This window comes from Streptosporangium sp. NPDC001681, from assembly GCF_040298085.1.
Taxonomy (GTDB): Bacteria; Actinomycetota; Actinomycetes; order Streptosporangiales; family Streptosporangiaceae; genus Streptosporangium.
This window is the reverse complement of the sequence record NZ_JBEOZN010000032.1, coordinates 54,504-76,396: the sequence shown is the minus strand read 5'-3', so window position 1 is coordinate 76,396 and position 21,893 is coordinate 54,504. Positions and strand designations below refer to the sequence as shown.

Below are 21,893 nucleotides of genomic sequence, written 5' to 3'. Positions count from 1 at the left end.
GCGGCGACCTCGCCGCCCCGACCGCCCTTCGTTCATGCGGGCCTTCGTTCATGCGGGACGTCCGCTGTCAGCACGGTGATCTCGTCCTCGTCGGGAGCGCGGCCGCCGGATGTGGCGGACTCGCGCGCCGGGGTTCCCTTCGCACTCGGCGGTGGTTCTCCCGGGCCTAGATGGTGAGCGAGCTCTCGATGCGAAGCGGCGGCGCGGCGGAGCGTGCGAAGCGGGGCGTTCAGGACACGTCGACCCAGTTGAGGGTGCGTTCGACTGCTTTCTTCCAGCCGGCGTAGCCGACGGCCCGCTGCTCCTCGGACCACTGCGGCTCCCAGCGGCGGCCCTCCTGCCAGTTCTGTTTGAGCTCGTCCTTCGACTTCCAGAAGCCGACGGCCAGCCCCGCCGCGTAGGCGGCCCCCAGCGCGGTCGTCTCGGCCACCACGGGCCTGGAGACGGGTACGCCGAGCAGGTCGGCCTGGATCTGCATGCACAGGTTGTTGGCGGTGACGCCGCCGTCGACCCGCAGGACGTCGAGGGTGACGCCGGAGTCCTGCCGCATCGCCTCGACCACGTCGCGGCTCTGGTAGCAGATCGCCTCCAGGGTGGCCCGCGCGAGGTGGGCGTTGTTGTTGAAGCGCGACAGGCCGACGATCGCGCCCCGGGCGTCCGACCGCCAGTACGGCGCGAAGAGGCCAGAGAAGGCGGGCACGAAGTAGACGCCGCCGTTGTCCTCGACCTGCCGGGCGAGCGACTCGCTCTGCGCCGCCCCCGAGATGATGCCGAGCTGGTCGCGGAGCCACTGCACGGCGGAGCCGGTCACGGCTATGGAACCCTCCAGCGCGTACACCGGCGGCTCCTCACCGAAGCGGTAGCAGACGGTGGTGAGCAGGCCGTGTTTCGAGCGGACCAGCTCGGTGCCGGTGTTGAGCAGCAGGAAGTTGCCGGTGCCGTAGGTGTTCTTGGCCTCGCCCACCTCGAAGCAGACCTGTCCGACGGTGGCGGCCTGCTGGTCGCCCAGGTCACCGGAGAGCGGGACCTCGCCACGTAGCGGGCCGCCCCTCCTGGTGGTGCCGTACAGACCGGGGTGGGAGGAGGGGGCGATGGCCGGCAGCATCCGGCGGGGGATGCCGAAGAACGACAGCAGCTCGTCGTCCCAGTCGAGGGTCTCCAGGTCCATCAGCATCGTGCGGCTGGCGTTGGTGGGGTCGGTGACGTGCACGCCGCCGTCGGTACCGCCGGTGAGATTCCACAGCAGCCAGGTGTCGGTGTTGCCGAAGATCGCCTCTCCGGCCTCGGCCGCCTCGCGTACCCCGTCCACGTTCTCCAGGATCCACTGGATCTTGCCGCCGGAGAAGTACGTCGCCGGGGGGAGGCCCGCCCTGTGACGGATGACGTCGCCCCTGCCGTCGCGGTCCAGGGCCGAGGCGATCCGGTCGGTGCGGGTGTCCTGCCAGACGATCGCGTTGTGGTACGGGCGTCCGGTGGTCCGGTTCCAGACCACCGTGGTCTCGCGCTGGTTGGTGATGCCGAGCGCGGCGAGGTCGGCGGCGACCAGGCCCGCCCTGTTCAGCGCCGTCTCGATCACGGCCCTGGTGCGCTCCCAGATCTCCGTGGGGTTGTGCTCGACCCACCCCGCCCGCGGCAGGATCTGCTCGTGTTCGAGCTGGTGCCGGGCGATCTCGTTGCCGCCGTGATCGAAGATCATGAAACGGGTGCTCGTCGTGCCCTGGTCGACCGCTCCGACGAAGTCAGGCATTGCGTGGTGCCTCCTTGGTGAGACTCTCCGGGGATCTGCTGCTGTTCCTACCCGCGGTCGCCGCGCGCCCGTTCAGGGGTGGCGCGGGTCTTCGGGCGTTACGCGCCCCACCTCGGGGCCGGTCTCCTCGGAAGGAAGGAATCTGGCCACCAGGATCTCGTAGAGGAACGCCCCGATCAGCCCCCCGATGAGGGGCGCCACGATCGGCACCCAGAAGTAGAGCTGCCCGTACTGGTCCTGCCAGGCGGTCTCGTACCCGGTCAGGAACGAGGCGAGCCGCGGTCCGAAGTCGCGGGCGGGGTTGATGGCGTAGCCGGCGTTGCTGCCCCAGGCCATGCCGATGGCCACGACCACCAGGCCGATCACGAAGGGGGCGAGGTTGGCCATGGGTGCCGTGTTGCGCGTGTCGGAGAGGGCGAAGACGAGCAGGAGCAGGATGGCGGTGCCGATCACCTGGTCGCGGAAGGCGCCCCAGGTGCCGACGGGCAGGGAACCGTTGCCCGGCAGGGTCGAGAAGACGCCCTGGGTCTTGATGGTGAGCCCGGGGTCGGCCTTCTCCAGCACCTCGCCGTAGTTGAAGCGGACGATGAGCGCCGCCACGAACGCGCCCGCGGTCTGCGCCAGGCAGTACGGCAGGACCTTGTGCCAGGAGAAGCCCTTGAAAGCGGCCAGCGCGACGGTGACGGCGGGGTTGATGTGGGCGCCACTGGTGCGCGCCGAGACGTAGACGCCCAGCGTCACCCCGAGCCCCCATGCCCAGGCGATGCTGTCGTGGTCGCCGACCCCGGCCGCCACGACCTGGGCCACCACCGCGACCCCGAACAGGATCAGCACCATGGTGCCGGTGAACTCGGCCGCCATCTCGCCGAGAAGCCCGCGGCCCCTCAGCCGCTCCGCCATCTCTCCTCCTTGCGATGCCGTCCGGATCCCGCTCGGATGCCCGGACGGTAGGCGCGAAATAGCGGGAGGTCAACGGTAGCGTGACTGAATTATTGAATAATGGTCAACAAAATGAGTCATCGGTAACACCGCTAAATACCGGACGACGCCTGTCACCCGCGGCTTCCACACCGGGTGAGAATCCCGCTGCCGATCGATTTCCCGCGGCGGACGCCCCTGCTGGGCGGGGCCGGTGCGACGCGGAAAGGGCAGGGCCCGCGCGATGTCGCCGAAAAGTGGCTCCGGCGAACCTTTGCCAGTGGCGGAGGTCAACCCGCAGGTCAGAGGGGGATGAGAAGCGTATCGTCAGCGCGCTTGGAGGATTCGATGGGCCGTCTCAGAATAGGCAGGGCCGGTGTGGTGGTCGTCGCGGCAGGAGTCGTGCTGGCCGGATGCGGATCGGGACAGGACGAGGCCGACGAGCAGAAGGCGAAGCTGGCCGCCGCGGCCAAGGCGTCGGCCGCCGCGGCGGCCTCGCAGGCCAACCTCCTCAAGACCAGGACGGCGGCCGCCGCCAAGGTCAAGGCCAACGAGCTCGGTCAGGTCCCCGTTCTCATGTACCACCGGGTGGTCGACAAGCCCGCGACCCAGGACGACCGCACTCCCAAACAGTTCCGCACCGAGCTGGAGCGGCTGGCCAGGGAGGACTACGTGCCCGTCACCGCGGCCGAGTTCGTCACCGGGCGCATCGACATCCCGGCGGGCAAGCATCCCGTCGTCCTCACCTTCGACGACTCCTCACCCTCGCAGTTCGAGCTGGACGGGACGGGCGTCCCCCGGCCGAACACCGCGGTCGCGATCCTGCAGAGCGTCGCCAAGGCCCACCCCGGCTTCCGCCCGGTCGGCACGTTCTATGTCACGCGCGACATGTTCGGCAAGCAGACGCCCGAGGAGGGGGCGCAGATGCTCCTCTGGCTCACCGACAAGGGCTTCGACATCGGCAACCACACCCGCGACCACCTCAACCTGCGGGGCAAGGAGAAGAAGGCGGTGAACGCGGAGGTGGCGGCGGGCCACCGGCTCATCACCGGGCTGATCAAGACGCCCCCGGTCACGCTGGCGCTGCCGTACGGCAACCAGCCCGACACCAAGGAGTGGGGCCTCAAGGGCTCCTCGGGTGATGTCTCCTACAACTACGGCGGTGTGTTCCTCGCCGGCTACACCCCCGCGCTGTCGCCGTTCAACAAGAAGTTCGACCCGCTCGGCATCCCGCGCATCCGCTCGATGGACAAGACGGGCGACTGCGCCAAGTTCTGCTCCGTGGCCTGGCTCGACTGGTTGAAGGCGAACGCCGACGAGCGTTACACCTCCGACGGCGACGCGAAGACGATCGCCTTCCCCAAGTTCAAGGCGCCCTTCGTGGCCAAGTCCTTCAGCGATCGCGTCCTGCCCTACTGAGCCCGGTCCCGCCCCGGCTCAGCTCCCGTGCAGCTCCTCAAGGGGAACGGAGAGGGTGGTCCTTGAGCCGTCGGGGCGCAGGATCTCGACCTTCGCGTCCTCGCCGGGCTTGAGGGACGACAGGACCGTCGACAGGTCCTGGGTCGACGGGGTGGGCGTGCCGTTGATCGAGATGATCAGGTCTCCGGCCTTGAGTCCCGCCCGCTGCGCGCCGCTGTTCTTCAGCACCCGTACGACGCTGACGCCCGCGGGCTCCCCGCTCATGTCGATCACGGTCCGTACCACGACGCCGAGCGCGGCCCGGTGGGTGTTGGTGACCTTGCCGTCCCTGATGATCTGCGTGGCGATGTCCTTGACGGTGTTGGAGGGGATCGCGAAGCCGATGCCCGCGGCCTGGGCGTTGCCGAGTTCGGGATTGACGGCGGTCAGGGTCGGCACGCCGATGACCTCGCCCGCGAGGTTGACCAGGGCGCCGCCGCTGTTGCCCGGATTGATCGGCGCGGAGGTCTGGATGGCCCCGCTGATCGTCGCCCCGGGCGAGGTCTCGTTCGAGGGTTCGTTGACGGTGCGGCCGAGCGCCGAGATGATCCCGTTGGTGACACTGCCGGACAGGCCCAGCGGGTTTCCCATGGCCAGCACGATCTGGCCGACCCGCAGCCCTGCGGAGTCGCCGAAGACGGCGGGCTTCAGCCCGGTCGGGTCGTCCACCTTGATCACGGCCAGGTCGCCCAGCTCGAACGAGCTGATCAGTCTGGCCGTCCGGGGGGTGCCCCCGGTGGCGAGCGTGACCTCGAACCGCTTGCTGCCCCCGACCACGTGGGCGTTGGTGATGATGTGCCCGGCGGTGTCGTACACGACCCCGGAGCCGAGGCTCTCCCTTGTGGTGATCTGCACGATGGACGGCAGCACCTTGGTGATGATCTGCTCGTAGGCGGCCTCCAGGGAACCGGGGCCGCTTCCGGGAGCCGGTGTGGCCCCGGGTGAGCCTCCCGTGGTGCCTCCGCGGGAGGCACCGGGGGAGGTGCTCGCTGAGACGCTGGGTGAGCCGACCGCCCCGGGGGGTTGCAGACTCATGTCCTGGCCGCAGCCCGCGAGCGTCATGACGGCGGTCGCAAGCAACGCGACGCCTGTCTTTGATCGTCCCATGCATGGGTATCTTCCCAGCTCAGGCAGGAAGATACGTCTCGCGAAGGCCGCTGCGGCTGAGCTTGCCGGTGGGGGTGCGCGGCAGCCGGTCGCGATATTCGATCACCCGGGGGTGCTTGAGGCGTGCCAGCCGGGCCGCGCAGTGGGCCAGCAACTCGCCGGTGAGGTCCGCGCCGGGCACGGCGTCCGCCGAGGGCTGGACCAGCGCGACGACGCGCTGGCCCCATTCGGGGTCGGGTACGCCGATCACGGCGACGTCCGCCACCGAGGGGTGTTCCTGGAGTACCGCCTCGATCTCGGCGGGGTAGATGTTGACCCCGCCGGAGATGATCAGGTCGGTGCGCCGGTCGCAGAGGAACAGGTAGCCGTCGGTGTCCAGATAGCCGATGTCGCCGGGGGTGTAGAGGTGACCGCGCATCGCCGAGGCGGTCTTGGACGGGTCCTGGTGGTATTCGAAGCGGTTGATGCCGCCGATGTAGACCAGGCCCGGCTCGCCGGGCGGGAGTTCGTCACCGTCGTCGCCGACGACGGTGAACTCCATGCCGTCGATGGCCCGGCCGACCGTGCCGGGCCGCTGGAGCCACTCCGCCGAGGAGACCATGGTGACCACGGCGGCCTCGGTCGAGCCGTAGTACTCCCACAGCACGGGGCCGAGCCAGTCGATCATCGCCTGCTTGGTGGCGGGCGGGCAGGGGGCGGCGCCGTGAAAGAGACGTGTTAACGACGATAAATCGTGCTTTGTTCTTACGGAGGCGGGCAGGGCCAGCAGCCGGTGGAACATGGTCGGCACCATGAAGGCGTTGGTCACCCGGTGCCGCTCGATGAGCGCCAGTGTCTCCGCGGCGTCGAACCGCTCGGTCACCACCACCGTGTGGCCGAAGTGCAGGGCCATCATCGTCTGCCCGTACGGCGCGGAGTGGTAGAGCTGCGACAGTAGTAGGTGCACCCCGCCGGATTCGAGCCCGAAGTGCCGCCAGCTCTTGCGCATCAGGATCGGGTGGAGGCCTTCCGGGGTCAACTCGATCAGCCGCCGCCGTACGCCCTTGGGCCTGCCGGTGGTGCCCGAGGTGTAGAGCATCATCGACCCGGCCCTGCGTCCCTCGGGCGGGGTGGTCGGCTGCCCCTCGGCGAGGGCGCCGGTCTCCACGAACCCGCCCGGCACGGCGTGCCCGTACCGCTCGGAGCCGACCACCACCCGCGCGGCGCAGTCGGTGATGATGTAGCCGATCTCCTCGGCGGTGTAGTGCCAGTTCACCGGGATGTGATAGGCGCCGATCTGGTACGTCGCGAGCATCATCGTGATCGCGTCGATCCCGTTGGGCAGGACCGTCACGACCGTGTCGCCGGGCCGGGTACCGCGCGCCAGAAGGCCGTACGAGACCTGGTTGACCCGATCGTGCAGCTCGCCGTAGGTCATGCTGTCGCCCGCGACGACGGCGACACGTCCGGGATCGGCCGTTGCGATCTCGTAGAAGCCCCTCATAGCCGCGACCATACAGAACGACATTCTGTTCATGGAAGGGGAAAGGCGGTTACCTGGGCTGATGCACATCCCGTGGCCGAAGCGTAATAAACGACGATGCGTCGAATCTTTCCCAGGTGACATACCCTGACGCGTATGGCGGACGTCGGCGGTAACTCCTCCGGGCGCTCTAACGAGAGATATATCCCCTCATATGACGCGCCCACGGCTCCCATTCCCGCCATTCCCGCTGAAGACGGTTCGGTCATCAGCCCTCGGGTGCCCAGAAGATTTCCCATCGGAGACGGTGAGGAGACCGTGTTGGTCTCCAGACCAACGCCGCCTGGATCGTTCCCCCACTCGCCGCCGCCCGATTCCGGCCGTTCCGACGCGACTTCCGGTGACGGGGCGGACGATCCGGGGGCGGAGACCGACCGGGTGCGCGAGTCCGGTGGACTCGGGACGATCCCGGTCAGGCGGATAGGCGGCTCCGCGGGCCCCTGGCGTCCCGACAGGGCCGGTGCTTCCGGTCGGACGGGCACGTCCGGTCAGACAGGTGCTTCCGGTCGGACGGACACGTCCGGTCAGACGGGCGCGTCCGGTCGGGCGGGCACGGGAGACAGGGCGGACGGCGGCGTCGCGACGGGGTGGCCCGGCGCGTCACAGCGGCCCGGCGTGTTCGGCGAGCCGGGTGCGCAGGGTCAACCGGCCGGGCGGGTCCGGCCCGGCGGGCCGAGCGGAGCGGGACGGAAGTCCGACGGCCTGCTGATGCGGATCGGCGACATCCCGATCCGGGTCGCCTACAGCCTGGGTGCCGCCGTCATCACCGGCGTCATCGTGGTTCTGATCTTCATGCTCTTCTCCGGCGACGAGCCCTCGGACCCGGTGGGGGTCCGCCAGAGCGTGGCGCCCACGGTGCAGCCCTCGCCGACCGTGTCTCCGATCACGCTGCCCGCCCTGCCGGACGCGACGGCGCTGAAGGCGCTGCCGGGCACGCCGAGCGTGGTGCTGGGCGCGGTGACCGATGCCAAATCCGCGGTGACCTATGCCAGCCTGGGCAAGCCGTGGGCCGCCAAGGCCGTGCCGTCGTTCTCCGCCGGCCAGCAGGTCGGCTCGGCCGGGCTGCCGCGCACGGTCATCGCCTCGGGACCCCTGCCCGGTGCCACCCCGGTCAAGCCGCTCAAGAGCGACGCCGACTACCGCAAGGCGGCGTTGAGCGCGGTGAAGTGGACGATCCGCAACCACCACCCCGAGGGAGGCAAGGTCACCTGGACCGCCTCGCAGCGCCTGGCCACCGGCAAGGGGTGGGTGCTCGCCTACCGGGTGACCTACGAGGTCAAGGGCAAGGAGCATTCCTCCCAGGCGGCGCTCGCGGTGATCGACATCGGCCGCCGCAAGCCCTCGGTGCTCTTCGTGACCGTGCCCGACACGCGCAAGCGGCTCTGGGCCGACATCGCCCCCGTGGTGGCGAGCGTCCGCGCTCTCTGACGCACTCCTGCGGCCATGCCCGTTCGGTGAGAGCCGGGCCTTCCGCGGTCACCGGTGGGCTGCGACGGCAAGGGGGCGGCGTACCCGGGGAAGAGGGGTCGCGCGTTGTGATGGAAGCACCTTCTAGAATATGGTTCTGGCATTGAATCGCGTCTGGAGGCTGTCATGGCGATCGGATTGAGCGAGGAGCACGAGGCGCTCCGGGAATCGGTGACCGGGTGGGCGGAGCGCAACATCCCGTCCGAGGTCGTGCGTGCCGTCATCGCGGCCGAGGGTGAGGAGCGCCCCGGCTTCTGGCCGGGACTGGCCGACCAGGGCCTGCTCGGCCTGCACATCCCCGAGGAGCACGGCGGCAGCGGCTACGGCCTGCTGGAGACCGCCGTCGCCGTCGAGGCCCTCGGCGAGCGCGTCGCCCCCGGGCCCTACGTTCCCACCGTGCTCGCCAGCGCCGCGATCCTCGCCTCCGACGGCAAGGCGCACGGCGAGCTGCTGCCCGGCCTCGCCGACGGCACGCTGACCGGTGCGGTCGCGCCGTTCTCCTCGATCACCGGTACCCGAGGCGAGGACGGCACCCTGACGATCGGCGGCACCGTGGATCTGGTGCTGGGCGGCGCGCTGGCCGACGTCCTGGTGCTCCCGGTGAGCACGGACCGCGGCGAGGAGTGGGTCGCGGTGGACGCCTCCGCGGCGACCGTGACGCCGGTCGGCTCGCTCGACCTCACCCGGGGCGTGGCCAAGGTCGAGCTGGACGCGGTCACCGTACCGGCCGGGCGGGTTCTCGACGGGCTGCAGGCCTCCGCGGTCCACAACCTGGCAGTGATCCTGCTCGGGGCCGAGGCGGCGGGCGTCGCCTCGTGGTGCGTGACCGCGGCCGCGGAGTACGCCAAGGTCCGCGTGCAGTTCGGCCGTCCGATCGGGCAGTTCCAGGGGGTCAAGCACAAGGCCGCCCGGATGCTCGTCGCCCTGGAGCAGGCCCGCGCGACGGTGTGGGACGCCGCCCGTGCCGCGGACGGTGGCGACGTCCCGGCGGACGAGCTGGCCTACGCCACCGCGATCGCGGGCGTGGTCGCCCCCGACGCGGCTGTGCTCTGCGCCAAGGACGCCGTGCAGATCTTCGGCGGCATCGGCTACACCTATGAGCACGACGCCCATCTGTACTACCGCCGCGCGCTGACCCTGCGCGCCCTGCTCGGCTCCTCGGCGGAGTGGGCCGAGGCGGTCGCCGAGCTGGCGCTGAACGGGGTGAGCAGGGAGCTGGAGATCGAGCTGCCCGAGGAGGCCGCCGAGCTGCGCGAGAGCATCCGGGCCGAGGTCGCCGCCTTCGCCGCGCTGGAGGGCAGGGAGCAGAAGCGGGCGTTGGCCGAGGCCGGCTACGTCATGCCGCACCTGCCCAGGCCGTGGGGCCGCGACGCCAAGCCGCTGGAGCAGGTTCTCATCTTCCAGGAGCTCAAGGCCGCCGGGGTCAAGCTGCCCCAGATGATCATCGGTGCCTGGGTGGTGCCGTCGATCGCCGCGTACGGCACCCCCGAGCAGCAGGAGCGCTTCCTGCCGCCCACGCTGAGCGGCGAGATGATCTGGTGCCAGCTCTTCTCCGAGCCCGGCGCTGGCTCCGACCTCGCGTCCCTGCAGATGAAGGCCGAGAAGGTCGAGGGCGGCTGGCGGCTCAACGGCCAGAAGATCTGGACCTCGGTGGCGCACGTCGCCGAGTGGGGCATCTGCATCGCCCGCAACTCCTCGGAGGGTTCCAAGCACGAGGGCATCACCTACTTCCTCGTCGACATGAAGGGGGCCGGCGTCACCGTCAGGCCGCTCACCGAGATGACCGGCGAGAACCTGTTCAACGAGGTCTTCCTCGACGACGTGTTCGTCCCGGACGAGCTGGTCGTCGGCGAGGTGGGCCAGGGCTGGAAGGTCGCCAGGAACACCCTGTCCAACGAGCGGGTCTCGCTCTCGGGGGGTTCGGGCGGCACCGGCGCGTCCGTTCCGGACCTGCTCGGCCTGGCCGGGCGCCTCGGCCGGGAGCTGACCGCCGCCGAGCGCCAGGAGGTGGCGCGGGTCGTCTGCGAGGGGCACTCGATCGCCGCCCTCGGCCTGCGGGTGACCCTGAAGCAGCTGACCGGCGCCGAGCCCGGTGCCGACGCCTCGGTCCGCAAGCTGCTGTCCACCTCGCATGCCCAGCACGTCTCGGAGTGCGCGGTCTCGCTGCTCGGCCCCTCGGCCGTCGTCGCCGCCGACATGAAGCTCGGCGACGCCGGTTACTGGAACCGCGCCGTGCTCGCCACCCGCGCCATGACGATCTACGGCGGCACCACCGAGGTGCAGCTCAACATCATCGGCGAGCGCATGCTCGGCCTGCCCCGCGATCCCGAGCCGGGTAAGTAGTCCACAGCTCCGGATATATGCATGTATATCCGGAGCAAGCACATAAAGTCGGTCAGCATGGGCGGCGAGTGGGGCGAGACGGCGAAGCGGTTCGCGCCTGCCCTGCTCGGCCTGCTGTTCGGGCTGCTCGCTCTCGGGCCCGCTCTGGGACCGGGATTCGTGCTCAGGTACGACATGGTGTTCGTGCCCGACCCGCCGCCGGTGCTGCCCGGGGAGGGGTTTCCCCGGGCGGTGCCCAGTGACCTGGTGGTCGCGCTCCTCTCCCGGGTCGTCCCCGAACAGGTGCTCCAGAAGGTCGTGCTACTGGGGATCTTCGTGCTGGCCGCGTCCGGCGCGGCCGCGCTGGCGCCCTCCCGGAGGCTGGGGCCCCGCCTGGCGGCGGCGGCCTTCTACAGCTGGAACGCCTACCTCGCCCAGCGGCTGCTGCTCGGCCAGTGGGCACTGCTGCTGGGAGTCGCGGGACTTCCCTGGGCGGTGCGCGCGGTGGCGCTCGGCGGGCGGTCGCGGCTGGTCGCCGCGCTGCTCCCGGCGGCGGTGGGCGGATTCCAGGCGATGCTGGTCGCCGCGCCCGCCCTGCTCGCGACGGCGGCGACAGCGCCGGTGACAGGGCCGGCGACAGCGCCGGTGACAGGGCCGGTGACAGCGTCGGCGACAGGGCCGGCGACAGCCGATGGAAGGTCCGCGACGCCCGCCAGGAGGGTGCGGGTCCGGCGGGTGCTGGAGGTCACGCTGGTCATGGCGGTGCTGAGCCTGCCCTGGCTGGTGCCCGCCCTGAGCAGCCGGGCCGTGACCGATCCGGCCGGGGCCTGGGCGTTCGCGGCCAGGGCCGACGGCCCACTGGGTACGGTCGGCAGCCTGCTCTCGCTGGGCGGGATCTGGAACGCCCATGCCGTCCTGCCCGGCCAGGAGACCTGGTGGTCGGCGATCGTACGGCTGCTGCTCGCCGCGGTCGCCGTCTGGGGGTTCGCTCGCCTGCCGGGCTCGCCGGCGCGCCACGGCGCCGGGGCGGCGGAGCCGTACCGGGCGGGGCTGGCGGTGGCGGCGGTGGCCGGGCTGGCGGTGGCGCTGGTGGGGGCCTTCGCCCCCGGCGTGCTGGGCGGCCTGATCGGCTGGTGGCCCGGGTTCGGGCCGCTCCGTGACGGGCAGCTGTACCTCGCCCCGTTCGTCCTGTTGCAGGCGGTGGGCCTGGCCGCGGTCGTCGCGCGCTGGAACTCGCGTGCCGTCGCGGCCGTCGCGGTGGCCACCCCGGTCCTGGTCCTGCCCACCTTCGCCCTCGGCGCGTTCGGCAGGCTGTCGGCGGTGGACTACCCGGACGAGTGGCGAAAGGTCCAGGCGATCGTGAACGCCGATCCCGCGCCGGGGGCGTTGCTCTCGCTGCCGTGGGGGGCGCACCGGGCGTTCGGCTGGAACGGTGATCGGGTGATCCTCGACCCCGCGACCAAGATGTTCCGGCGCCGGGTGCTCTGGAACGACGCGCTGCTGGTGGGGCTGCCCGGCGGAGGCAGACTGCGGGTCGCGGCGGAGGATCCGGCTTCCGCCGAGGTGGCGGCGGCGCTGGGCGTCGAGCCGGGCGGGCGGATGGCGGCACTGGCAGGGCTGAATGTCCGTTATGTTCTTATTTATGGGGGCGACAACCCGTTCCAAATCCCGGGGGGCGACGACCCGTTCCGCGGTTCCGCGACCGTCTTCCATGGGTCCGAACTCCGGTTGTTGCGCCTCGACGCACCTTCCTGAGCTGGGCGTATCCCCGGACCTCCGCACTACCCGAGGGTAACTTTATTTGTCACATTTTCACCAAAGCTATGGCTTATGAGATGAATCACGTTCTACTCTCGGCACACTGTCCGGATTCTGGAGGGAGAGCTCAGTGTTACGAGTGATCGCAGCCTTGGCCGTTGGCACGGTGCTTGCGGTGGGTGCCTCCGTGGCAGTGGTGAACGTGGCCGCCCCCACCCCGGAGCCGCCCAACCGGCCCCTGTACAACTACGGCGACAGGTGATCCGAGGGGCCGGACAAGGGCCCCTCGGACGCGGTTTTCTCCCAGCCGCTCAGGCTGAACACCAATGGACAGTACGGAGCGTGGCTCCGCCGTGCCCCGAGTCGGGCGCGCGTCGCCGTAGAGGACCGAGGAGACAGTGTGGCCGACACCGTGGCCTTTTCCGGCGGGAACGTGAACGCCGGATCCCGTCTGTTCAACCCGTCGTGGCCCAACCTGAGCATGGAGGTCACCGAGACCCCCGAGGCGTCCCTGCACGGGGTTCGGGTGGCGGTGCTGAACTTTCGCGAGCCACAGCAGTCGGCGGCCGGCGGCGCCGAGGAGTACGCCTGGCAGGTCAGCCGCTATCTGATCGCCCAGGGGGCCCTGGTCCACTTCGTGACCGGCCGTGAGCCCGGCCAGACCAGGGCCGAGCGGCGCAACGGCGTCGAGCTGCGCAGGATGGGCAACCGCTACCTCGTCTACCTGCTCGTGCCGCTCTGGCTCTTGCTGCACCGCCGCCGCTTCGACGTGGTCATCGACTCGATGAACGGCATCCCGTTCTTCTCCCCCCTCGTGGTACGGCGCCGCACCACGGTGATCTGCCTGGTGCATCACGTGCACGATCGGCAGTTCCACGCCTTCCTGCCCTCCTGGCTGGCCAGGATCGGCTGCTTCATCGAGGGGCCGGTGGCCCGGCTGCTCTACCGCCGCCGCACCACGATCACGGTTTCCGAGTCCTCCAGGACGGACCTCCGTGCCAGGCTGCGCTGGCTGGCCCCGATCCAGGTCGTCCCCAACGGCAGCCCGGTGGCCCGCTCGGTCGCGCGGCATCCCCTGCCCGGCGACCCCGCCGTGGTCTACCTGGGCCGGTTGGTCGGCCACAAGCGGGTCGACCGCGTCGTCGGCCTGGCGGCCGAGCTGGCCGAGAGCTGTCCGGGGCTGCGGGTACACGTGGTGGGCCGCGGGCCTGAGTCCGACGCCCTCGCGACGGTGGCGGCCGAACTGGGCGTCGCCGACCGCGTGCACCTGCACGGATTCCTCAGCGAGCCGGGCAAGAACGCGGTGCTCGGCTCGGCCCTGCTGAACGTGACCGCCTCGGAGTTCGAGGGCTGGGGTCTCACCGTGATCGAGGCGGCCGCCTTCGGCGTGCCCACGGTCGCCTACGACGTCGCCGGGCTGCGCGACTCGATCAAGGATGGGGTGACCGGCTGGCTGGTCCGGGACGGCGAGACGCTCGCGGACGCGGTGGACCGGGCGATCGGGGAACTGACCGACCCCGTGCGGCGCGCGGCGGTCCAGCAGGCCTGCCGGACCTGGGCAGGCGAGTTCACCTGGGGAAGAACTGGCGCTACTATAACCAGACTTATCGCCACAGAGCTCGCCGTAGCCGCCCGTCGACAGCAGCCCGTGAGCGCTGTGAGTTCGCCGGTCAGGACCCCCGACCTCCATCTCGCCATGGGTGAGACCGACCCCATTTGAGCACCGCATTGACCCCTGACAGCACGGACACCGGGCCCGCCCGGCTTCGACACCGGCTGCACCTGCTGGCCGGCTGCCTCCTGCTCGGGGCCATCGCGTTCAACACCTCGCCCGGCCAGGTCATCTCCGAGACCAAGCTCGACATGGCGCTCAACCCCCTCGGCTTCCTCGCCCGGGCGATGCACCTGTGGGACGGCGCGTTCTTCGGTCACCTGCAGAACCAGGCGCACGGCTACCTGTTCCCGATGGGCCCGTTCTACGCCCTCTTCGAGGCGCTGGACATGCCCCCCTGGAACATCCAGCGCCTGTGGATGACCCTGGTGCTGTGCGCCGCGTTCGTCGGCGTCGAGCGGGTGGCCCGCGCGATGGACATCGGCACCCCCGCCACCCGCGTACTGGCCGGGCTCGCCTACGCCCTGGCGCCGCACGCCGTCACGCTGATCGGGGTCAACTCCTCGGAGTTCCAGCCGAGCGCGGTGCTGCCCTGGATCCTGCTGCCGCTCGTGCACGGTGCCAGACAGCGGGCGAGCCCGCGCAGGGCGGCGGCCCTGTCGGCGCTGGCCTTCCTGTTCGCCGGCGGGATCAACGCCGTGGCCGTGCTCGCCGTGCTGGTCGTGCCGTTGCTGTACCTGCTGACCCGTGAGCGCGGCCCCCGCCGGAGGCACCTGCTGCTGTGGTGGCTGGGTTGTGTGGGCGCGGTGTCGATGTGGTGGCTGCTGCCCCTGCTGGTGATGGGCCGCTACATCTTCTCCTTCCTGCCCTTCATCGAGACCGCCGACGCCACCACGTACGTCACCTCGCTGATCAACGTCCTGCGCGGCACCTCGGGCTGGATCGCGTTCCTGCCGGTCGACGGGGCGGCGTTCCTGCCCGCGGCGTTCGAGCAGGCGACGGGACCCGTGATGATCGCGCTGACCGCGCTGGTCGCCGGGCTCGGCCTGGCCGGGATCACCGCCCGCGCCACTCCGGAGCGGGGATTCCTCGCGATCAGCCTGCTGGCCGGGGTCGTGATCGTCTCCGCCGGCCACGCCGACGTGCTCGCCCACCCGTGGACCGAGCAGGTGCGGGCACTGCTGGACGGCCCTCTCGCGCCCTTCCGCAACCTGCACAAGTTCGACGCGCTGCTGCGGCTCCCGCTCGCCCTCGGCCTGGCCGCCCTGCCACTGGCCGGTCCGGTGCGGTGGCGCAGGCCCGTCCTCGCGGCGTCCGCGGTCCTCGTCGCACTCGGCGCGTCGCCCGTCGCCACCGCGGGCACGACCCCGGCCGGCGCGTTCGAGGACGTGCCCGCCTACTGGCGGGAGGCCGCGACCTGGCTGAACCGGAACGCCGGGGACGGCATGGTGCTGGCCGCCCCCGGATCGCGCCGGGGCGAGTACCTGTGGGGCCGTCCGATGGACGAGCCCATGCAGTCGCTGCTGACCGTGCGCTGGGCCACCCACACCAACGTCCCCTGGGGGTCGCCGGGACTGGCCAGGCTGGTCCAGGCGGTGGACGAGCGCTTCGCCACCGGCCGGGGCTCGCCGGGACTCACCTCGGCGCTGCGCCGGATGGGGGTCAGCCACCTGCTCGTCCGCAACGACCTGGCCAGGGAGAGCCTGGGCACCGCCTGGCCCGCGCGGGTGCACGAGACCATCGCCGAGTCCACCGGTCTGGAACGGGTCGCCGCCTTCGGCCCTGAGCTCGGGACCAGGGCCAGCACGACGGCCGCGGGCTGGTTCGAGCAGCCCTACCAGGCACTGGAGGTCTACGCGGTCCCCGACCCCGCGCCGCTCGTCGCCACGGTGCCCCGCGAGGGAACCCTCAGGGTGACCGGGGCCCCGGAGGCGGCGCTGGCCCTCGCCGAGGAGGACCTGCTCGACGACGACCGGCCCATGGTGGTCGGCGACGAGCCGGGCACGGGCGAGACGCCCCCCGAGGACACCGTGATGACCGACACGCTGCGCCGCCGCGAGATCGTCTTCGGCGACCTGCGCCGGATCGGCACCGCCACGCTCACCGAGGACCAGCCGCTGGAACGTGGCAGGGAGAGCGACCTCACCGACCCCGCCTGGACCGCCGCCACCGCGACCGCCCGCTACTCCAGCATTCTCGACGTGCGGGCCTCCTCCGCCGAGTCGCGGATCGGGGCCGCCGACCGGCGCGACCCCGGGCGGCAGCCGTACGCGGCGCTCGACGCCGACCCGCGCACCGGATGGCGCTCCGACGGCTGGAAGGGAGCCGTCGGGGAGTGGCTGGAGGTGCGCCTCGTCGAGCCCATCGACATGCCGAAGATCACTGTCGCGTTCGAGAGGGGCAGGCTTGGACCCGCCGTGGCGGAGGTCGCCCTGGAGACCGACGCGGGAACGCGCCTGGTGCCGGTCGCGGACTCGGTGGAACCGCAGTTGCTGAACCCGCCGGCCGGCAAGACCTCCCGGTTGCGGATCCGGGTCACCAAGCTGGTCTCGGAGCCCGCGTCGCGGGTCGGCACCCGGGTCGGCATCACCGAGGTCGCGATTCCCGGTGTGCGGGCGACGCGCAGCATCGTCGTTCCCGCCGACGGCGAGCGGGACCCGGGCACGGTGCTGCTGACCCGCCAGGGGTCCGCGTCGCCGTGCATGCACGGCTCGGCGACCTGGACCTGCTCGCCGTCCCTGGAGATCACCGGCGAGGACGGCTCCGGCTTCGACCGCACCTTCACGGTCCGGGACGCGGGGGAACGCGTCGTCACCGGCAGGACGGTGCTCACCGACCCCGCCTCCGCCCATCTGCTCACCACCGTCCCGGGCGTCTACCCCCAGGTGAGCGCCTCCTCCACGCTGGTCGACCATCCGGCCGTGCTCGGCCGCGCGGCCATGGACGGCGACCTGGACACGGCCTGGTACGCCCAGACCACCGACCGCCACCCGACGCTGACCGTCAAGCTCGGCAAGAAGACCACGATCTCGCAGATCATGGTCCTCTTCCCCGACTCGTTCCTGGGGCAGCCGCCGATCAAGGTGAGCGTGCGCGGCGGCGGCCGCACCGCACAGGGCTGGGTCGGCTCCGACGGGCGCGTCTCCTTCGCGCCGATCCGCGCCGACCGCCTGGAGATCGGCTTCATCGCCCCGGCGTCCCGGTCGATCGAGGTGTCGGAGATCACCATCCCGGGGGTGAAACCGCTCGGCTCGCTGGAGCCCTTCCCGCTGAGGCTGCCCTGCGGCTACGGTCCCACGCTCACCGTGAACGGCAACCCGGCGGCCACCGAGATCGTCAGCGGCACGCTGGACGACGTGGTCAACGGCCGCCCGCTCGGCTACCGGACCTGCGAGCCGGTCGAACTGGGCGCAGGGGAGGCACGGATCAGCGCGTCCCCCAGCGACGCCTTCAGGATCGAGTCGATGGTGGTGCGGACGTCCGACGACGGCGCCCGGGGCGCGGTCACGGCCACGCCCGCCACCGTGCAGGCGTGGGGGCAGGGGGAGCGCCGGGTCCAGGTCTCCACCACGGCCCCCTCCTACCTGGTGGTCAACGAGAACCACAACGTCGGCTGGCAGGCGTACCTCGACGGCAGGCAACTGAAGCCGGTCAGGCTGGACGGCTGGCGGCAGGCGTGGGAACTGCCTTCGGGCCAGGGCGTCGTGACCATGCGCTACGAGCCTGACTCCGCCTACCGCACGGCGCTGGTCGGCGGCTGGACGCTGGTGCTGCTGGTGGTGGCGCTGGCGCTCATCCGCCCCGCCTGGCCTGCCCGGTCGCCGGGAGCGGGGCCCGTCGCGATCCGGGCGCTCTGGGTCTGGCCGTTCGTCCCGCTTCTCGGCCTGTGGACCGGGGGCTTCGCGGGCGTCGCGATCGTCACCGGGGCGGCACTCCTGTTCGCCTGGCTGGGGGCGGTGGCCCAGGCCAGGCACGCCCGTCTCGGCGTGCTCCCCGGCCTGGCGGGCGCGGTGGCCACGCCCTGGGCACTGGTCGTGCCGACCGGCCTGGCCGGTCTCGCGCTCGCCGTCGGCACCCGGTACGGCGGGGTCGACGCGACCGAGGTGCTCACCGGGCCGCTGACCGGTGTGGTGCCGCAGGTGCTCTGCCTGCTGGCGCTCGCCTGGCTGACGGCCTGGCTTCCCGATCGCGCTGCGGCCGAGGCGCCCGCGCCGTCGCGCCGCGGGACGGCCCGGCGGCCCGAACCCGAGTCCGAATCGGTGGTGGTGGGCCGGTGACCCGGGCCGGCATCCCCCGGACGGTGTTCGCGGGCGCGGGCGCCTTCCTGCTCACGCTCGCCGCGCTGCTCCGCTTCTACGTCTACGAGAGCGTGCTGGTCCTGCCGCTGGAGCAGGGCAGGACCTACCGGATGGTCGCGCTGGACGCCGACTACTTCGACACCGGCACGCTGACCTCGCACACCGGTGTCCCGCTGGTGTCCACCACGACGTTGAGCGGGGACGCGGGAGCCGGGACCGCCGACACGGCGGTGTGGGTGGAGTTCACCTCGCTGACGACCGCCGCCGGGGACAGGATCGACTACCACGAGCGCCGGACCGCCTTCGACCGCCGTACCGGGATGGCCGTCGACTGCTGCGAGAGCTATGTCGACGAGGACCCCGAGGCCCGGCAGTCGGGCCTGGCCTTCCGCCTGCCGTTCCGCGCCGAGCCGCGCTCGTACCCGATGTACGACACGACGCTCCGGCTGGCCGTCCCGCTCCGCTACGAGCGCCAGGAACAGATCAACGGTCTGCGGACCTACCGTTACACCTACACGGCCGGCCCGGTGAAGATCGAGGACTTCCCCGAGCAGTTCCCCGGCAAGGTGCTGGGACTGCCCGCCTGGCGGGCCATCGGCGTCTCCCGCTACGCCCAGGTGACCCGCACGCTCTGGGTCGAGCCGGAGAGCGGCCTGACCGTGAAGGTGGAGGAACGGCACCGCCAGGGCCTGCGTACCCCCGACGGCATCGAGCGCAAGGAGAGTCTCAGGGCCGACCTGGTGATGTCCGAGGAGGACGTCGACGCCAGGGTCTCCGACGTCCGCGCCTTCACCCGCTGGGTCCTCGTCGTCCGTGACCTGCTGCCCGCTGTCTTCCTCGCCGCCGGACTCCTGCTGGTCCTCTGGGGCCTGCGTCCCCGTAGGCCTCCCCGGGCTCCGGAGCCTGCCGGTGCCGGTCCGGGGCAGCCGGGGCCGGCCGAGCTCGCCGGCCCCGCTCGGTCCGCCGACGTCTTCATGGAGCGGGTATGGCCCCCCAAGCCCGCCGATGTCTTCATGGAGCGGGTGTGGCCTCCCAAGGCCGCCGGTGCCGGACCGGAGCGTGAACGCGGATGAGCGGCGGCCAGGTGGAGGTGGAGCTGCGGCTGCCCGGCTGGGTGCACAGTCCGTTCGCGCGGCGGCACGGGCTCACGGTCGCGGCGCTGCTCCTGCTGCTCGCGGGGCTCGCGGTCAAGGGGTGGCTGCTCAGCCGTTCCTATTTCGCCGAGGACGACATCGTCTTCGTCGGCAGGGCGCTGGCCGAGCCCCTCGGCTGGGACCACCTGTTCCGGGTGCACATCGGCCATCTGATGCCGGGCGCGCTCGCCCTGGTCCGGGCCCTGACGGCGATCTCCGCCTACGACTGGGGCCTGGTCTCGATCGTGATCATGGCGCTGTACGCGGGCGCGGCCCTGGCGCTCTACCGGTTGCTGCGCCTGATCTGCGGTGCCAGGCCGCTCATCCTCGTCCCGTTCACCCTCTTTCTGTTCACACCCGCCAACTTCCAGGCCGGCACCTGGTTCGCGGCGGCGCTCAACATCCTGCCGCTGCAGATCGCCATGATCATGGCGATCCGCTCCCAGCTGCTGCTGATCCGTACCGGCCGCGCCGGACACGCGCTCGCCGGGATCGCCTGGACGTGCGCCGGGCTGCTCTTCTTCGAGAAGGCGGTGCTCATCCCGCCGGTGCTGCTGCTGTTCACGGTGCTGCTGCTGGCAGGCGAGCACGGCGTGGTCGGGGCGGTGCGCAGGCACTGGGCACTCTGGTCGGTCTACCTGGTGGTGGGCGGCGCCTATCTGACCGGGTACCTGCTGGCCTCGGGACGGAGCGGTGGTCAGGGGTTCGCGCTCCCCGAGTTCTACACGGCCATGGAGTACATCGGGAACTTCCTCGGCGGCACGGTGCCGACACTGCTCGTGGGCGGCCCGCTGAGCTGGGGGGCGGAGACCACGGCGGGCCCGCTGGTCGCCCACCGGGCCGTCGAGGTCATCGTGGCCTGGCTGGTCCTGGCGGCCGTCGTCGCGGGCACCTGCCGCAGGCGCCCCGAGGCGGCCGGTGCCTGGGCACTGGCCGTGGGCTACCTGCTGGTCGCGGACGCACTGCTGATCATGTTCAGCCGGTCGGGGTCGGTGCAGCACGCCTTCGAGAGCCGCTACATCGCCGACGCGACGCCGGTGCTCGCCGTCTGCCTGGCCCTGGCCCTGATGCCGTGGCGGAAGATCGGGCCCCCCGGGCAGGACTCACCCGGGAACGGTGCGGTCTCGCCGTTCGTCCTCCCCGCCGCGTGCGCCTACGTGGCGCTCACCCTGGTGTCGGCCGCGGGGTTCGCCCAGGGGCTGCCTGGCGAGCGCAACCGCGCCTACTTCGACGCGGCCCGCGCGGACCTGGCCAGGCTCGGCCCCCAGACGGGCGTCTACCCCTCGCTGATACCCGACCGGATGCTCTTTCCCTGGCAGGCCGTCGAGGACCGGCTGACCTCCCGGGCGCTCAGCCCGCTCGCCGAGGGCGCCCTCGGCGAGCGGATCAGGTACCCGGGGGCGGCTCATCACGCGGTGACCTTCGACGATCGCGGCCATCTGGTGCCCGCCGCCGTGTTCGGCGCCCAGGTGGCGGCCTGGGACGGCGGCTGCCTCCCGCTGAGCGACCACATCGCCGTCGCCGACCTGCCCGCCGGGTACGAGGGGAACATCTTCCGCATCGACTACCGGGTGCCGAGGGACACGCGCGCTACGGTGCTCAGGGACGGGCGGCGGACCGAGGTCCCGCTCAGGGCCGGCCAGGACCGGGTCTACCTGCCGGCCGGGGCCGCCTCGGGGCCGGTACGGATCTCGGTCCAGGACGACGGGGTCTGCCTGCGCGCGGTGGTGCTCGGCATGGCGGTACCGGAGGAGGTGGTCAGTGGCGGCGCAGGATGAGCAGCAGGTTCCAGCTCACGATCTCGCGCAGCCCGGGAACGTGGATCACCGGGGTCGCCCAGCGCGGATGGTAGCGGGGCAGGGCGTCCAGGACCGTGGCGTCCGGCTGCCGCTTCGCCCAGCGCAGCGCCGCACCGATCGAGACCGGGTAGAGGCCGGCGCCGTAGCGGTTCTTGGGCGGCTTGCCGTACTTGCGGGTGTAGCGTTCGGCGGCGCGGTGGCCGCCGAGGTAGTGCCAGGGCGAGGTCTCGTGGCCGCCCCAGGGCGAGAGCCAGTTGGTGAAGGACAGGTAGATCACACCGCCGGGACGGGTCACCCTGACCATCTCGTCGGCCATCCGCCACGGTTGCGGCACGTGCTCCAGCACGTTGGAGGAGAAGCAGACGTCCACCGAGCCGGTCGCCAGCGGCAGGTCGAGCGCGCTGCCCAGCACGGCGCCCTCCGGGGCGGCGCCCTGGCGGGCCATCATCTCGCCCGCGTCGCAGTCCACGCAGACCGGCCGGGCGCCCACGGACCGCAGCACGTCCGTGAAGTAGCCGGGGCCGCCACCGACGTCGGCGACGAGCGCGCCGTCCAGCTCGGTGTAGGAGGCGAGCTGGGCCACCGTGTCCCTGGCCAGCATGCCGTAGAAGAAGTCCGGGTCGCTCTGCTCCTTGCGGAAGCCGCCGAGCAGGGCGACGGACCGGCCCAGGGTGGCACGGAACGATGCCGGGTGGGTCTCCAACGCTGCTCCTCTACGGAGTAGAACAAACCAGGTGGGGCGGAGCATAACA

At 71.4% G+C, this 21,893-nt stretch carries 14 protein-coding genes; 9 read left to right on the top strand and 5 right to left on the bottom strand.

Annotation, left to right across the window (positions count from 1 at the left end; translation table 11 throughout):
* Positions 1-229 precede the first annotated feature (229 nt).
* Both glpK and ABT130_RS17245 read right to left on the bottom strand, forming a co-directional pair.
* The gene (gene glpK, locus ABT130_RS17250; protein WP_350920949.1) at positions 230-1,747 is read right to left on the bottom strand and encodes a glycerol kinase GlpK; all 1,518 of its coding nucleotides are present in this window, start codon (positions 1,745-1,747) and stop codon (positions 230-232) included.
* 72 nt (positions 1,748-1,819) lie between these two features.
* Positions 1,820-2,647, bottom strand: coding sequence for an MIP/aquaporin family protein (locus ABT130_RS17245; protein ID WP_350956451.1), 828 nt, complete (start codon positions 2,645-2,647; stop codon positions 1,820-1,822).
* A 366-nt stretch (positions 2,648-3,013) separates the two neighbouring features.
* Between ABT130_RS17245 and ABT130_RS17240 the strand changes: the two genes are divergently transcribed.
* Positions 3,014-4,084, top strand: a complete 1,071-nt coding sequence (locus tag ABT130_RS17240) for a polysaccharide deacetylase family protein (protein WP_350956449.1) — start codon at positions 3,014-3,016, stop codon at positions 4,082-4,084.
* A gap of 18 nt (positions 4,085-4,102) precedes the next feature.
* On the opposite strand, the gene ABT130_RS17235 is transcribed toward ABT130_RS17240, so the two are convergent.
* On the bottom strand, positions 4,103-5,158 hold the full coding sequence (locus ABT130_RS17235; RefSeq protein WP_350956447.1) for a S1C family serine protease: 1,056 nt from the start codon (positions 5,156-5,158) through the stop codon (positions 4,103-4,105).
* Positions 5,159-5,249: 91 nt separating this feature from the next.
* Positions 5,250-6,713: an AMP-binding protein gene (locus tag ABT130_RS17230; RefSeq protein ID WP_350956445.1), complete on the bottom strand. Its 1,464-nt coding sequence runs from the start codon at positions 6,711-6,713 to the stop codon at positions 5,250-5,252.
* Between the two features lie 654 nt (positions 6,714-7,367).
* On the opposite strand from ABT130_RS17230, the gene ABT130_RS17225 reads away from it, so the two are divergent.
* From ABT130_RS17225 to ABT130_RS17190, 8 genes are all read left to right on the top strand, one after another.
* Positions 7,368-8,180 (top strand): hypothetical protein, encoded by an 813-nt coding sequence (locus ABT130_RS17225; protein ID WP_350956443.1) that lies wholly within the window; start codon positions 7,368-7,370, stop codon positions 8,178-8,180.
* A 165-nt stretch (positions 8,181-8,345) separates the two neighbouring features.
* Positions 8,346-10,562, top strand: a complete 2,217-nt coding sequence (locus ABT130_RS17220) for an acyl-CoA dehydrogenase family protein (RefSeq protein ID WP_350956441.1) — start codon at positions 8,346-8,348, stop codon at positions 10,560-10,562.
* A gap of 57 nt (positions 10,563-10,619) precedes the next feature.
* Entirely contained in the window at positions 10,620-12,296 is a 1,677-nt protein-coding gene (locus ABT130_RS17215) for an MmpA family trehalose lipid delivery protein (protein ID WP_350956440.1), read from the top strand.
* A 142-nt stretch (positions 12,297-12,438) separates the two neighbouring features.
* Positions 12,439-12,561 (top strand): hypothetical protein, encoded by a 123-nt coding sequence (locus ABT130_RS17210; RefSeq protein WP_350920967.1) that lies wholly within the window; start codon positions 12,439-12,441, stop codon positions 12,559-12,561.
* 138 nt (positions 12,562-12,699) lie between these two features.
* The gene (locus tag ABT130_RS17205) at positions 12,700-14,019 is read left to right on the top strand and encodes a glycosyltransferase family 4 protein (protein ID WP_350956438.1); all 1,320 of its coding nucleotides are present in this window, start codon (positions 12,700-12,702) and stop codon (positions 14,017-14,019) included.
* Positions 14,016-18,188, top strand: a complete 4,173-nt coding sequence (locus tag ABT130_RS17200; RefSeq protein WP_350956436.1) for an alpha-(1->3)-arabinofuranosyltransferase domain-containing protein — start codon at positions 14,016-14,018, stop codon at positions 18,186-18,188. The genes ABT130_RS17205 and ABT130_RS17200 overlap by 4 nt, the downstream gene beginning before the upstream one ends.
* Positions 18,185-19,282 (top strand): cell envelope lipid trafficking protein PgfA, encoded by a 1,098-nt coding sequence (gene pgfA / locus ABT130_RS17195; RefSeq protein ID WP_350956434.1) that lies wholly within the window; start codon positions 18,185-18,187, stop codon positions 19,280-19,282. Before ABT130_RS17200 ends, pgfA begins: the two co-directional genes overlap by 4 nt.
* Complete coding sequence (locus tag ABT130_RS17190; RefSeq protein ID WP_350956432.1) at positions 19,279-21,120, top strand: hypothetical protein; 1,842 nt, start codon at positions 19,279-19,281, stop codon at positions 21,118-21,120. The genes pgfA and ABT130_RS17190 overlap by 4 nt, the downstream gene beginning before the upstream one ends.
* On the opposite strand, the gene ABT130_RS17185 is transcribed toward ABT130_RS17190, so the two are convergent.
* On the bottom strand, positions 21,101-21,889 hold the full coding sequence (locus ABT130_RS17185) for a class I SAM-dependent methyltransferase (protein ID WP_451935324.1): 789 nt from the start codon (positions 21,887-21,889) through the stop codon (positions 21,101-21,103). The two genes, ABT130_RS17190 and ABT130_RS17185, sit on opposite strands and share 20 nt — an antisense overlap.
* Positions 21,890-21,893 lie beyond the last annotated feature (4 nt).